General features: G+C 64.6%; 10 protein-coding genes and 1 tRNA gene. 3 read left to right on the forward strand and 8 right to left on the reverse strand.

The window, feature by feature from the left end; translation table 11 throughout:
• Nucleotides 1-197: 197 nt before the first annotated feature.
• A complete protein-coding gene (locus tag ACFMO3_RS08350; protein ID WP_376790107.1) occupies nucleotides 198-1,892 on the reverse strand; it encodes a hypothetical protein in 1,695 nt (564 codons plus the stop codon).
• Nucleotides 1,893-2,113: 221 nt separating this feature from the next.
• On the opposite strand from ACFMO3_RS08350, the gene ACFMO3_RS08355 reads away from it, so the two are divergent.
• A complete protein-coding gene (locus ACFMO3_RS08355) occupies nucleotides 2,114-3,355 on the forward strand; it encodes a glycosyltransferase family 4 protein (RefSeq protein ID WP_376789957.1) in 1,242 nt (413 codons plus the stop codon).
• A 26-nt stretch (nucleotides 3,356-3,381) separates the two neighbouring features.
• Here the strand turns inward: ACFMO3_RS08355 and ACFMO3_RS08360 are convergent, their stop codons facing one another.
• The 7 genes from ACFMO3_RS08360 to ACFMO3_RS08390 all read right to left on the reverse strand — a co-directional run bounded on the left by ACFMO3_RS08360 (nucleotide 3,382) and on the right by ACFMO3_RS08390 (nucleotide 10,210).
• Nucleotides 3,382-4,161, reverse strand: a complete 780-nt coding sequence (locus tag ACFMO3_RS08360; RefSeq protein WP_376789958.1) for a 3-hydroxyacyl-CoA dehydrogenase family protein — start codon at nucleotides 4,159-4,161, stop codon at nucleotides 3,382-3,384.
• A gap of 42 nt (nucleotides 4,162-4,203) precedes the next feature.
• Nucleotides 4,204-5,049: a 3-hydroxyacyl-CoA dehydrogenase NAD-binding domain-containing protein gene (locus tag ACFMO3_RS08365; protein ID WP_376789959.1), complete on the reverse strand. Its 846-nt coding sequence runs from the start codon at nucleotides 5,047-5,049 to the stop codon at nucleotides 4,204-4,206.
• A gap of 45 nt (nucleotides 5,050-5,094) precedes the next feature.
• Nucleotides 5,095-5,880 carry an enoyl-CoA hydratase-related protein gene (locus tag ACFMO3_RS08370; RefSeq protein ID WP_376789960.1) on the reverse strand — a complete coding sequence of 262 codons (786 nt, stop codon included), beginning with the start codon at nucleotides 5,878-5,880 and terminating at the stop codon, nucleotides 5,095-5,097.
• 124 nt (nucleotides 5,881-6,004) lie between these two features.
• Nucleotides 6,005-8,689, reverse strand: coding sequence for a glycoside hydrolase family 3 N-terminal domain-containing protein (locus ACFMO3_RS08375; RefSeq protein WP_376789961.1), 2,685 nt, complete (start codon nucleotides 8,687-8,689; stop codon nucleotides 6,005-6,007).
• A gap of 86 nt (nucleotides 8,690-8,775) precedes the next feature.
• On the reverse strand, nucleotides 8,776-9,543 hold the full coding sequence (locus ACFMO3_RS08380) for a CoA-binding protein (RefSeq protein ID WP_376789962.1): 768 nt from the start codon (nucleotides 9,541-9,543) through the stop codon (nucleotides 8,776-8,778).
• 69 nt (nucleotides 9,544-9,612) lie between these two features.
• Nucleotides 9,613-9,686, reverse strand: a tRNA-Arg gene (locus tag ACFMO3_RS08385).
• 95 nt (nucleotides 9,687-9,781) lie between these two features.
• Entirely contained in the window at nucleotides 9,782-10,210 is a 429-nt protein-coding gene (locus tag ACFMO3_RS08390; protein WP_376789963.1) for a DUF4870 domain-containing protein, read from the reverse strand.
• Nucleotides 10,211-10,567: 357 nt separating this feature from the next.
• On the opposite strand from ACFMO3_RS08390, the gene recJ reads away from it, so the two are divergent.
• Together recJ and ACFMO3_RS08400 are read left to right on the forward strand one after the other, a co-directional pair.
• Nucleotides 10,568-12,235: a single-stranded-DNA-specific exonuclease RecJ gene (gene recJ, locus ACFMO3_RS08395; protein WP_376789964.1), complete on the forward strand. Its 1,668-nt coding sequence runs from the start codon at nucleotides 10,568-10,570 to the stop codon at nucleotides 12,233-12,235.
• Entirely contained in the window at nucleotides 12,232-13,218 is a 987-nt protein-coding gene (locus tag ACFMO3_RS08400; RefSeq protein WP_376789965.1) for a lysylphosphatidylglycerol synthase transmembrane domain-containing protein, read from the forward strand. Before recJ ends, ACFMO3_RS08400 begins: the two co-directional genes overlap by 4 nt.
• Nucleotides 13,219-13,363 lie beyond the last annotated feature (145 nt).

A 13,363-nucleotide genomic window follows, 5' to 3' on the forward strand; every position in this document is an offset into this window, starting at 1 on the left:
ATCTATCAACCAGCTATCCCTGGTTACAACATTGAGCATATGGGGTGGCGCCGCCTTCTTCACTGCCTTCGAAGGGCCGATCTCGGAGATCCGGTGGGCGGCTCCTCCCGAGCCGTAGGAGGAATCCAAAAAGAGCTAACGAATCGCTAACAAAGTTGGGAAGGCCTTAGAGGTCCCGTTGTGATCGGGTGAGATCCTTAAGGTCCCTCTACCAGGAAGAGAGGGAGCCCGCCCACGGCGGCTTCCCCTTGCTTTTGCCGGGCCGGATTACAAAGGGTGGGCGTGTTGTAATGGGTAGCAGGTGGTAAGGAGAAGGTATAAATGCCGTTCGTGGGACGCACCTCGGTGGCCATTCCCGTGCGGACGTCATACAGGATCCCCTGGGGCGCGATGGCGGTCACCGTGATCGTCGCCGGGACATTCAGGCGGGTCCAGGCCAGCAGCACCCGTGCCCCGTCCGGCCGCCGGAAGGCGAACCACTCCACCTGCCCGGTGCATGCGTTCCAGTCGGTCTGGCCATGGGTGGTGCGCAGACGCCAGAGAGGCATCGCCCCACGCAGATGGGTAGTCACCAGCCGATAGGCGGCCGCCGCCGGGCGCGCTCCCGCATCCGAGGGATAGCAGGGGGCCGGATCCGGGTTCCGGTAAAGGCCGAAGGCGTCATGAGCATCCGGACCGTTCCCGCAATCATCGTGAAGCATGAAGTGGAAGATCAACCGGGCCCCCAGCCAGATGGCGTAAGCTGCGCTCTGCACCACATAGGCAGCCTGCTCTTCACGGGTCCCCCGGTAGCCGCTGTTCGGATCCCATGTCGGCCCGGGGTAATCATCCCACACCGGCAGGCCGCTCTCGTTCACCCAGAGCTCCTTTGTGAGCCCAAAGGATTGCAGGGTTCCTTTCGCCTGATTCAGGTAACGGAACGTCTGCCAGGCGTAGCTGTAGCTGTGGATAGGGAGGACATCGAAATACCAGCCGAAGGCATCCCGCAGATCGGGGGCGGGATCGTTTTGGAGCGTGCTCAGAACTTCCTGCAACCACCCGGGTTTCTCGAAGATGGCCAGCCCGCCGAACAGGATGCGGGCCTGAGGATCCGCCTGGCGCGCGGCGATGGCAGCGACCTTCAGCAGGCGGGCGTAATCCGCCGCGCTCCCGCTCCAGAAGAACGAAAGATCGGGTTCGTTCCAGATCTCCCAGGCGCGGACCCCGCGTCCGATTGGCCATCCGGGCACCTCGCGGCTGGCTGCTCCGCCCGGTCGGTAGCGGGCGACCGCCTGATCGACGAAGACGGCCCATCGGTTCGCCGGGTTGATGGTTTTGCCCGGGCCGGGGCGATCGGTCCCATCGGTGAAGATGGGCGCGTAGAGGCCGACCGGGGGATTTGCCGCGGCGATGCGGATCGGCGCATTCGGGGTGATCTCCCCAGACGGCTGGCGGAGGATCGATCCGCCGATAGGTGGTTGGGCGGAGAAGCCTCCGGCCGCGTAGAAGCCCGGGGTGCCCATCAGGATCAGGGAGACCTCAAAGCCCTGGGCGAGGGCGTCCCGAAGGGTCCGATCCACACTGGCCCATTGATAGACTCCAGGGGACGTCTCCACTCCGCTCCAGTAGAGGGGCCAACGGTCCCAGCGGGCGCCCAGCCGCTGCGCCCGATCAAAGCGAGCCGGGTCGGCCGGATGCTCCACCGACGTGATGAAGACCAGCCCGAAATCCACCCCGGGAGGGGCCTGTGGCTCTTGACGGGCGACGAGGGGCAGATAAACACGGAGCGGATAGGATGAGGCATTTTCCTCCCGGCCTCGAGCCAGCAGCGGGGGAAGGGCTTCCGGGATCGAACCGGTCCGGGCGCTGCTTCCCAGCAGCACGATGATCATAGCCCATACGCCGCGGCGCATCCCCACGGCTTTCCCTCCACGGTCGGGCGGGAACCGGCCCGCGCTTTGCCCCGAGGCTTTCAGGCTAATATACTCAGAAAACACCGGCCCGCCAAATTGGACCCCTAAGCCTCCGACGGGGCCGGTTCGTCGGAAAAGGTTTGTAAAAGATCTCTGGAGGGTGGGGGATCGGACAGGCCGCATCGGTTCGGGATCCGACCCAATGCACCGGGAGGCTCGGGATGTGCTCCGATGAGCGGGCGAAGCCCCGTGTGGCGTTGATCCACTATACGGCCCCTCCTGTGATCGGAGGGGTAGAGGCGGTGCTTGCTCGCCAGGCCCGCATCCTGACAGCGGCCGGCTACCCGGTTCGGATCATTGCCGGCGTGGTCGATCCGAGCATACCCGGGGTCGAGACGGTGACGATCCCGCCGATGTATGGCGGATCGCCGGAAATCGCCCCGCTCCAGACAGCGTTATGGGAGGGTTGTCTTCCTGAAGAGTTCTCTCAGTGGCGGGAGCGATTGCGCCGTGCTCTGGAAGAGGCCCTGCATGGAGTGAAGGTCGTCATCCTCCACAACGTTTGCACTATGGACAAAAACCTCACCCTCTCCGCCGCTCTCTACGATCTGGTGACGGCGGAGCCCCGGCTCTGGATCGGATGGCACCACGATGCAGTGATCCTCCGATCGGCGACGCCTCGCTTCCCGGGGGAGCCGTGGGATCTGGTCTTCCGGCCATGGCCAGTGATCCACGTAACGGTTTCCGAGTCCCGTCGCCGGGCCCTGGCTGCTGCCTGGAGGATCCCGACTACGGATATCCACGTGATCCCGAACGGGGTGGATCCCGGGGAATTCTTCCGCTGGGGTGATCTCACGCGCTCCATCGTGGAGGCCCTGGGCCTGATGGATGCGGACGCCATCCTTCTGATGCCGGTCCGCATCACCCGTCGCAAGCGGCTGGAGGATGCCTTGGCCGTTCTTCACCATCTGCGGGAGCGAACCGGATGGGATATTCGGCTCCTCGTGACGGGCCCTCCGGGCGCCCACACGCCGGCCAACCAGGCCTATCTGGAGGAGCTGCGCGCCTGGCGGGCTGCATGGGGGCTGGAGGGAGCAGCGCATTTTCTGCATGAACATCTAGGGGAAGGCCTGCCGGAGGAAGCCGTGGCGGATCTCTATATGCTGGCGGACGCGGTGTTGCTCACCAGCGAGGAGGAAGGGTTCGGGCTGCCCGTGCTGGAGGCCGGGCTGGCCCGCCTGCCTGTGTTCGCCCGTGAGCTGCCATCCCTGCGGGAGCTGGGCGAAGGGGATATATTTCTCTTGCCTGAGGGAAGCGGCCCGGAGGCGTTTGCGGCCGCCATCGTCCGCTTTCTGGAAACGGACCCGGTGGCCCGGCTGCGCCGCCGTGTTCGCCAGCGGTTCAACGCTGCCCGCCTGATCCAGGAGCGCCTGATCCCCTTGCTGGAAGGCGCGCCGTTTTAGCGTTTCCAGCGGCCGCTCATTGAAGGCTATCCGGTTCGCCAGTTGTAGAACCCCTTCCCGGTCTTGCGGCCCAGGAAGCCGGCCCGGACCATCTGACGGAGCAAGGGAGCGGCCCGATAGGCTCCGTTCCGGTGCTCTGCTTCCAAGGCATCCAGAATGGCTACCACCAAGTCTAGGCCGATGAGGTCTCCCCACTCCAGTGGCCCGCGCGGATAGTTTGTCCCCAGTTTCATCGCTGTGTCGATGTCCTCCGGCGAAGCGACTCCTTCCATCACCGCGAAGGCGGCCTCGTTGATGAGGGCGCAGAGGATCCGCGGGAGCACCATCCCCACGGTATCACGGACGATCTCGATTCGGAACCCGATGTGCTCCAGATAGGCCCGGGCGGATTTCAGTACAGCGGAATCTCCCGCGAGCGGGGCCGCCAGCTCCACCGGAGCTTCGCGAGTCAGGGGCGGCAACGTTGCGAACCCTACTACACGGCCCGATCGCCGGGCCCAACCGGCCACCTGAGTCGCCGAGACCGTAAGACACAGGGAGAGGAGGGGCGCTTCAGGGGCAAGCGCCTCGTCGAGGATGGTGATCAGCATCCGTTTCGATTCGAGGGGGAAAGGGAGGACCTCCAGGGCAAGAGCAGCGCTTCGGGCCTCGGCCTGTAGGTTGGGGGAAAGGGCAATCGGAGACTCTCCCTCACCAATCAGGACGGCTGTTGGATAACCCTGATCCAGGAACATCCTGCCGAGGTCCTCGGCAAACGCCGAAGCGCCCACGATCAGGATGCGCTCCTTTAGGGGCTGGGTTCCCATAGGATCCTCCTCGGGGATCCAGTTGCCCACACGATCAGTGGGTTATTCGTAGTCATACCATCCCTTCCCGGTTTTCCGCCCCAGACGGCCGGCCTGGACCATCTGACGCTGGATGGGGTGAGGGCGAAAACGGGGTTCCTCGAAAAACGCGTGATAGATGCTCTCGCTGACAGCCAGGTTGACATCCAGGCCGATCAGGTCCATCAGCTCGAAGGGGCCCATTCGAAATCCCAGGGCGCGAACCAGCCGATCCACCGTGGGGGGATCCGCGATACCTTCCCCGATCAGGCGCAGGGCCTCCAGATAGAAGGGACGGGCGACGCGGTTCACGATAAACCCCGGCGTGTCCTTAACCACCACGGGGGTCTTCCCCCAGCGCCGGGCCAGATCAACCAGTGCCCGCACCGTTTCTTCGGAGGTTGCCAGCCCTCGCACCACCTCTACCAGGCGCATGATCGGCGCCGGATTAAAGAAATGCATGCCGGCCACCCGCTCCGGGCGCCGGGTGACTGCTCCCAGGGCAGTGATGGAGAGGGAGGAAGTATTGGAGGCCAGGATGGTGCCGGGGGGGCAGATCGCATCCAGCTGACGGAAGATCTCCTGCTTGAGCGCCATGTCCTCCGGCGCGGCCTCAATGATCACCTCAGTCCCAACCAGATCTTCCAAGGTGGTGCTGGGCTGAAGCCGCTCCCGAGCACGACGGGCTTCCGTCTCATCCAGTCGACCCCTGGCGGTAGCCTCCTGGAGCCATGCCTCGATCTGGGCTACGGCGTTCTCCAGGGCACCGGATGCTACATCATAGAGGGTAGCCTGTGCGCCATGGGTGATCGCCACATAGGCGATCCCCCGTCCCATCGTTCCTGCCCCTACAATTCCCACGCGCTCCACGGTTCTCCCCTCCTTTTCAGGCCGATTGGAACCGGGCCTCTGACCTCATCCGCGGCGCCGCTGGAGGAAAGCCTCCACTCGCTCCCGATGCTCCGGGGTGCGGGCGGCCGCGTCCTGGAGATGGGCCTCATATTCCAGAGACTGCTCCAGGGTGAACGTCAGCGCCCGATTCAAAGCGCGCTTCAGCCAGCCCACCGCCCGCGGTGGCAGATCCCGTAGCTGGGCCGCCCATTCCCGGGCCGTCGGCAGCACCTGATCCGGCGGCACCACCGCGTTGACCAGCCCCCAGGCCAGGGCTCGGGAGGCATCCAGTCGATCGATGAGGGTAGCCGCCTCAAAGGCCCGGGCATAACCCACCAGGTGAGGGAGGAACCAGGTGGAGCCGGAATCCGGGATCAGGGCGATCTTCGCAAAGGCGTTGAACACGAAGGAGGCGTTCTCCGCCATCACCCGGAGGTCACATGCCAGGGCCAGGCTGCAGCCCGCTCCTGCCGCCACCCCGTTGATCGCGGCGATGAAAGGTTTTTCGGTGTTGCGAATGCGGACGATCAAGGGATTATATCGGGTTCGCAGGTGCTCGCCAATCGAAAGGGCCTCCTCCGGGCGCTCGTAGCGCTGCCGCATCTCCGCCAGATCCTGTCCGGCGCAGAATCCCCGCCCGGCCCCGGTAAGGATCACCCCACGGACCGCTTCATCGCGCTCGACAGCGCGTAGGGCAAGTTGCAGCTCCTCGAACATCCGCTCGTTGAAAGCATTCAGAACATCGGGGCGGTTCAGGGTGATGAGGGCGATCCCATCCTGGACTTCGTAGATCAACGTTTCGTAGGTCATCGCTCTCCTCCTGTTTTAGATTCCCGATCGAACTTGCGCCGTTGGGCTGGGATCCCGGAGAAGGGTGTCCCCTTTCCCCGTGGCGCCAAGATCCGCATGCTCGGGTGGGTTTTCCTGGCAACGCTCAATCCCCTTTCGTGGGCATCCCCATGGCCAGCCCTCCGATGAGGAGGACAGCGGCCCCCGAGGCGATGGGAGAGAGCGCTCGAGCCTCGGGGACCGACAAGATCTGTCCTCCTACGATCAGCAGTGTATAGGTGATCCATCCGGCGATCCAACCCAGCAGGGTCGACCGCCAGGCCCAATCCGGGCCCCGACGCCATCCCAGGGCGAAGATGAGGACACTGAAGCCCAGGATGAGCATGTGGCTCCATCCGAAGGCCTGCCACCCGGTTAGGGAAAGCCGCAGGGTAGCGAACCCCGGAGCGCGGGGAGTGAGGGTAGGCCACGGCTTAGGCGTCGGGAGGACCGTGGGCTCCGGAGAACGGGTTGGCGTAGGCGGCACAATGGTGGCGATCCGGCCCGGACGGTTTTTCTCGATCTGAATCTGGAGCCGGTAGGAGAGGCGCGCCGGCTCGCTCACCGCGCGGATTTCCAGCGATCCCTCCCGATCCAGCGGGATGTCCACCTCTGCAAATCCATCCCGGGTGCGGGCGATGAACGGTCCGATGCTTCCCTGGTCGGTGTAGATGCCGGTGAACCACACCGGGATGCCATCGGGGACGAGAAATCCATCTCGATCGCGGATGGGGCCGGCCCAGACCCGCAGGGTCTGCCCCACCTGGACCGCAACCGGCGTGGGCGTGCCCGGAGAGGTCCCTTCCCGAGGTCCGACCCCCAGGGGGATCACTTGGGCAGGATCCGGTCGCACGCGGTCTGCCAGATGATAGCCGAGAGTGGGAATGGAGAGAGGAGGGCGGCTTCGAGGGGTGAGCGTGCCAAACAGAACGCGGGCCATGATCTCCACTGCGGGAGGAATATGGGTCCAGATCGCCTCATAACGGCTCAGACGCGCGATCTCCCGGGCGGTCAGAGGATAGAGGGCTCCGAATCCCCAGAAGACCACCTTCTTCCCGCCCAGGAGCTCTGCTCGCTCCCCCAGGAGGAGATGAGGGAGGCTGGAGGCTGGATCGGCCGGATGCTCATCCAGGGCCGCGATCACAATCCAGGCGGCCCGCTCGAAATCCGGCCGCAGGTCCGGTGCTTCTGGAGCTCGGGAGAAGAAGGCCATCGCCTCTGCGAAGGAACGCACCGAGATCTGGGCGGGATCCAGCGCGCCGCCGCTAGCGGTTTGCAGGGCCTGGGTCAGGGTCTCCGCAGGCAGCAGCGGTTGCTCCGGGCATGCTGCGCAAGCCCGAACCCTCCGCCCATCCACCAAGATCAGGATGGGCTCTCCTGGCTGCGGGATAGGCGGAGGGTTCGATCCCGCCGAGTAGAGGCGGACCACCGCGCTTTCCAGGGCTTGGCGGACCACCTGGAGATGCGCCGGGGTTCCCACAGCCTGGCGGAGCTGTTGGGGGTTGGGGAATACCACTCCGGCGGCGAAGCCGGGGTAAAGCGCATATTTCAGACGCAGGATCCGTGCGACGGCGCTGTTCACCAGATTCTGAAAGGCCAGATCGGTGGAATACTTTTCGCTGAAAAACCGGATGACCTCCGTGGCGCGGCGGGCTGCTTCCAGAGCATTCGCATGGAGATCCCCTAGCCAAATCAGATCATTGCCCGCCATAAAGGCATCCAAGGCGGCGCGACGGAAATCGATTTCCCCTTGCTCATCGGCATACTCTGCGCGAAGAACGGGATGCCCGAGAGGAGGAGAGAGCAAGACCCCGCCGCGATCTCGCCAGGTTTTGATCTCCGGTAATGTCAGCAATGTCCCCAGGGCGTTTCCATCCACCGCTAAGGGGCGTGTCCATTCCTGGGCACTTCCTCCAAAGCCTCGGATTCGCATGAGGGAAACCTGCACCGCTCGAACCAGGGGGCGGCCTGTCTCCGTCGGTGTTCGCATCAGCTCCAGGAAGGGAACCAGGTCGAAAGCGACCAGATCTTCCTTGGTGAGGACCGCCGTCCGTTCTGACCAGCCGTAGGCGCGGCCTTCGCCTGGGAAAGACCCCGGGGCGATCAGCAATCGTCCTTCACTGCCGGCCATCAGGCCGCTCAAATAGGCCCGGGCGATGCGGCTGACCCATTGGGGATCTCCCCCGAAAGTTTGTACGCCGGCATCCCCGATCTCCGGTCGGGGTTCCAGCAGGACATCCAGAGGAGGGCCCAGGAGCAGGTTCACTCCCACTGCCTGGAGTTCTTCCCCCAGGGCTTGTCCAACTGCCTGAACGCGCTCTGGATCCCAGGTGGCGCCCAGGGCCAGAGGCGATGGCAGCGGCATCGCCCCACGGGTCCATGCGGAAAAAGGGGGACCGTCGCCCTGTTGCCGCACCCCAATGAACAGAGGGATAAAGGGGTTGAGCGTGGCCGCCTGCTGCTGAAGGGAGAGGGTGATCGAAAGCAATTCGGAGGGGGTGTCGCCCAGGTTGGTGAAATTCCCCTGATCCGGGCTCAGGACCACTCCTCCAATCCGCTGCTCAGTGAGCAGGGAACGGAGCGGATGGTCCGAACGGGCGATGGGCCCGGGCAGGGTCACCAGGAACAGCTGCCCCACCTTGGCCTCGGGGGGCATCTGAGCCAACAGGCGGGCGATGAACTCATCTTCACCCCCCTGAGCCGCCGCCGGAGCAATAGGAGCAAGCCCCAAGGCCAGCGCAAGCACCAACCCCCAGCGGATCCAGCGCCTTACCGTTCGAACCCCTCGCATCGGACGCCTTCCTGATGGCGTATGGCCTGGTTGTCAACCGGAGACTTGGAGCGATGGGAGAGGGTGGAAAGCCCCCTCTCCACCTCTTAGAGATCCTCCGGGGAATCTGGAATCGCAAACCCCGAGCGCATTAGCCGCTGGTGCTCCAGCTTCATGCAGCGATCCATTACCACCAGCAGTCCGGCCTCCTGGGCGCGTTGAGCGGCCTCAAAGTGGATCACCCCAAGCTGCATCCAGATCACCTTCGCGCCTTTCGCGATCGCCTGTTCCACGATCTCCGGGACGTAACGAGCGGGCCGGAAGATGTCGACCACATCCACCGGTTCGGGGACCGAGAGGAGATCCGGGTAGGAAGGCTCCCCCAGGACCTCCTGAATCGTTGGGTTTACCGGGATAATGCGGTAGCCCTGACGCTGAAGGTAAGAGGCCACCTGATGGCTGGGCCGTGTGGGGTCCGCCGATAAGCCAACCACTGCAATCACGCGGGACTCGGCCAGAATGCGGCGCAGCGTGACATCGTCCTGAACGGTGATGGGCTCCGGGAGGATCACCTCCACCTGTCGCTGATCGAGGAGGACATCCCTTCCCAGAAGCCGGGCCTCCACCCGATAGCGCGCGCCGGGATCCGGACGCCGGAGATGGAGGACGTAGGTCGGTCGGAGCTCCATCACCCCCATCACGGCCATCGAATGGATTTCCTCCCCCTGTTCATTATAGAGGATGAGCTCCAGCTCAGGGGGATGGGAGGAGAGGGAGAGTTCCAGCTCCACCACCACCCGTCGTCCATCGGGCATGGGGGTTGCCCGAAGGGCGTGGATCCGGGGGGATTCGGCCTGACCCGGATTGCGCTCCATCACGACCTCCTGGTGGGACTGCCGAAATGAAAAAGCCGGGCGCATCCAGAGCCCGGCTGATGAGTTCAGCGCCCCCGGCGGGATTCGAACCCGCAACACAGGACTTAGGACGCCCTTGCTCTATCCGGTTGAGCTACGGGGGCATGGTCCTACTCTGGTTTCTATTATAACTCAACTCCTCGCGCAGGTGGTTCTCCAAGCTGACTGGGCGAGGCGATCCGGTGGGATGCCCGGATCGCTAGAAGGAAGTGGCCACCCAGTCCCCGATCAGCCAGTAGCGGAAATCCTCCCCCCGGCTGCAGGCGATGGCCCCCACGACGCCATAGGCTAGAGCGCCCAGCGGGATCAGGCTCAGCAGGCAGGCGACCGGCATGAGGCAGATCCCGATGATGAGGGCGGTTAGGGCCAGGCTGAGGAGCCACGCTCCCATCGCGGTCACCCCGGCGACCACCCAGGCGAGCAGCTGAAAGATCAGGGCCTGCAAGGCATGGAAAGCCACATATCGCGATCGCTCCCGATAGAACAGATAGATCAGGAAAGCGGCGATGGGGCCGCCGAGGGCGGTGGCCAGGTTCAGCAGGACGCTCAGATGGGCCAACATCGCCCATTGTCGCTCCTCGGCGGAGAGGGCGGCTTCCGGAGCAGGAAGGGTCGGATGCTCTTCCATGGTGACCTCCGTAGAAATCAGCGCTTGGCGCTCTCTACGCGGTGCCAGTGCGGGGGAGGAGGACGAAAGCTTCCCCCTCGAAAGATCGGAGGAGAACCCTACGGCCTCCATCCCCGGATCGCCCAGCGAGGCGCGATCACCGACTATTATGGAGCTGGTCGGGGGAGATTGCACACCCGCCTTCGCGCTTATTGACGGTGCCTCCGTTGTTTTCTACAATGAGGATCCAGATCTCCCCGGGACGGCCATCCCATGCGATATTCCGATCACCAGAGGGCAGGACAAGGACGCCGGGTTTGGTGGCTGGCCCCTCCGGCCCCGGAGGTGGTTCGGGCGGCTCTTAGGCGGTGGCCGGCCTTGCTGCAGGATCTTCTTTACCATCGGGGGATCATGTCCGAGGAGGCGGCGGCGCAGTTTCTGGCCCGCGAGGGGCCTGCGGGGGATCCCTTCCGGCTGAAGGGGATGGAGCCGGCGCTGGAACGCCTGGAGCGGGCGATCGTCCGGCAGGAGCCGATCGCGGTCTACGGCGACTATGATGTGGATGGCGTCACAGCCACTGCCATGCTCGTCCAGGCCCTCCAGGCCCTCGGCGCCCGGGCCCGCCCTTATATTCCCCATCGGGAAACTGAAGGATACGGCCTCAACGGCGAGGCGCTGAGAAGCCTGGTGGAAGAAGGGATTCAGGTGGTGATTACCGTCGATTGTGGAGCGCGATCGATCATGGAGGCCGCGCTGGCCCGCGCCCTCGGCCTCGATCTGATCGTAACGGATCATCACTTGCCCGGTGACGTCCTCCCGGAGGCCATCCACATTAATCCCAAGCAGCCGGATTGTCCGTATCCGTTCAAAGAGCTGGCAGGGGTGGGGGTGGCCTATAAGCTGGTGCAGGCCCTGAAGGCCCGCTACCCCCACGCTTCTTTTGAGCCGGAGGATTTCCTGGATCTGGTGGCCCTGGGGACCGTCGCGGATATCGTGCCGTTGCTGGGGGAAAACCGGGCGCTGGTGACGCGCGGGCTGGAGCGGCTGCGAGCGCCGGCCCGCGTCGGTTTACAAGCCCTCTATCAGGTTGCCGGTCTGGAGGCCTCGCAGGTGGACCCGTGGGCGATCTCTTTCATTCTGGCTCCGCGTCTGAACGCGGCGGGGCGCTTGGAACATGCCCTGGCGGCTTACCGCCTGCTGACGACCCGGGACCCTACGGAGGCCGTGGCCCTGGCGGAGGAGCTGGACCGTCAGAATCGGGAACGCCAGATTCTGACCCAGGCGACGGAGGAAGCTGCTCGTGCGATGGCGGTTCCGGAAGATCAGGTTCCCTGGTTGATCTTCGCGGCCTCCGAGGATTTTCGCCCCGGGGTGGTGGGATTGGCCGCTGGGCGGCTGGCGGAGTCGTTCTATCGCCCAGCGGTGGTGATCAGTCTGATGGGCGAGGAGGGGCGGGGATCCGCCCGCAGCATCCCAGAGTTTCATATCACCCGGGCGCTGGATGCCTGCGCCGATCTGCTGGTGCGCCACGGCGGGCACGCCGCGGCCGCCGGGTTCGTGGTGCGGCGGGAGAACTTGGAAAGGCTCCGGGAGCGCTTGCAGGAGCTGGCGGCCCAGGCGCTCAGTGCGCGCGAGCTCCAACCGGCCACCATCGTGGAGGCCATGTTGCCCCTTCGGGAAGTCACCTGGCGCCTTCACGAGTGGCTCACGTGGTTGGAGCCCTACGGCTACGGCAATCCGGCCCCCCGCTTTCTCAGCCGCGGTGTGGTGGTCCGCTCCGTCCGGACCGTGGGGAACGATGGTCAGCATCTGCGAATGGTGCTGACCGTTCCCGGGGGCGGTCCGGTTTGGGATGCCATTGCCTTCCGTCAGGGGAATCGGGCGGCGGAGGTGCGCCCGGGGATGTCGCTGGATGTGGTCTTTGAGGTGCGGGCAGAGCGATGGAACGGCGAGCCCCGCCTCACGCTCCTGGTGGAGGATTTCGCTCCCTCCTCTGAGTCTGCGATGGTTCCTCTCCCATGGTCCGGCCTGGAGCATCGGGAATGAACCGACACGGGTTTTTGCTGGTGGGGGTGGTGCTCAGCGCGGTCCTGCTGGCCTGGACGCTGCATGGTCTGCATCTGGAGGAATGGACCGGGGCGCTCTCGGGGCTGAAGATCCCCTGGCTCCTGATCGGGGCCCTGTTTTATTTCGTTGCTGTTATCCTGCGGACCTGGCGATGGGGGATTCTGCTCCATAGCCTGCCATCCACCAGCTTCCGGGATCGCTTCATCGCGTTGACGATTGGATATATGGGGAACAATCTCTATCCAGCCCGCGCCGGGGAGCTGTTGCGGGCTTATGTGCTCCAGCGTCGGTGCGGCATCCAGGTGAGCACGGCCCTGGGAACCATTGTGGTCGAGCGCGTGCTGGATGGGCTGATGGTGGTGTTCCTGGCCCTGGTGGCGCTGCTCTTCTTCCCTCTTCCGGCCTCGTTGCGGTCGGCGGTGATGGCGGGAGGGGTGGTGTTCGGCGGAGCGCTCCTGATGTTGTTGGGAATGGCCCGGAACGCGGCGAAGCTCCACGATCTGCTGGAGCGGATCTCACAACGCCGGCTGGGCCCCCGCATGGAACGGGCGATGGCCTTCCTTTTCCGGTTCCTGGATGGCCTGACCGTTCTGCAGCGTCCTGCCCATGCGCTGGCGGTCGGAGGGCTCACGGCTCTGATCTGGCTGGCGGAGGCAGGGACCTACAGCCTGGTGATGCAGGCGTTTCCTTTCCAAGCCTCGTTCTTCGCCCTTCTGGTGATGACCGCGACGGTCAACCTGGCCACGGCGCTCCCATCGGCCCCGGGTTATGTGGGCACCTTCGAGGCGCCGGGGGTCGTCGTGCTCCGGGCGTTGGGGATCCCGCCCGGTGCCGCTTTGACATACACCCTGCTCCTCCACTTGGTTCTCTGGCTGCCTATCACGCTCCTCGGCCTTTTCCTGTTCCTGCGGGAAGGGCTCCGCGGGCTTCTCCATCCTGCCGATGTTTCCCCTTCCTCCTGAACCGGAGGCCCTGGGATACCGGTGCCATGTTCCGTTCCAGGATTTCGAGGATGGAGCCGCGGAGACGGCTTCCACCTCGAACGATGAAGAAGGATCGTCCGTGAGGGGAGGAAGTATACGGCCTCCCGGATTTCAGGAACGGTAT

The sequence above is a fragment of the Thermoflexus sp. genome (assembly GCF_042408815.1).
Classification (GTDB): domain Bacteria; phylum Chloroflexota; class Anaerolineae; order Thermoflexales; family Thermoflexaceae; genus Thermoflexus.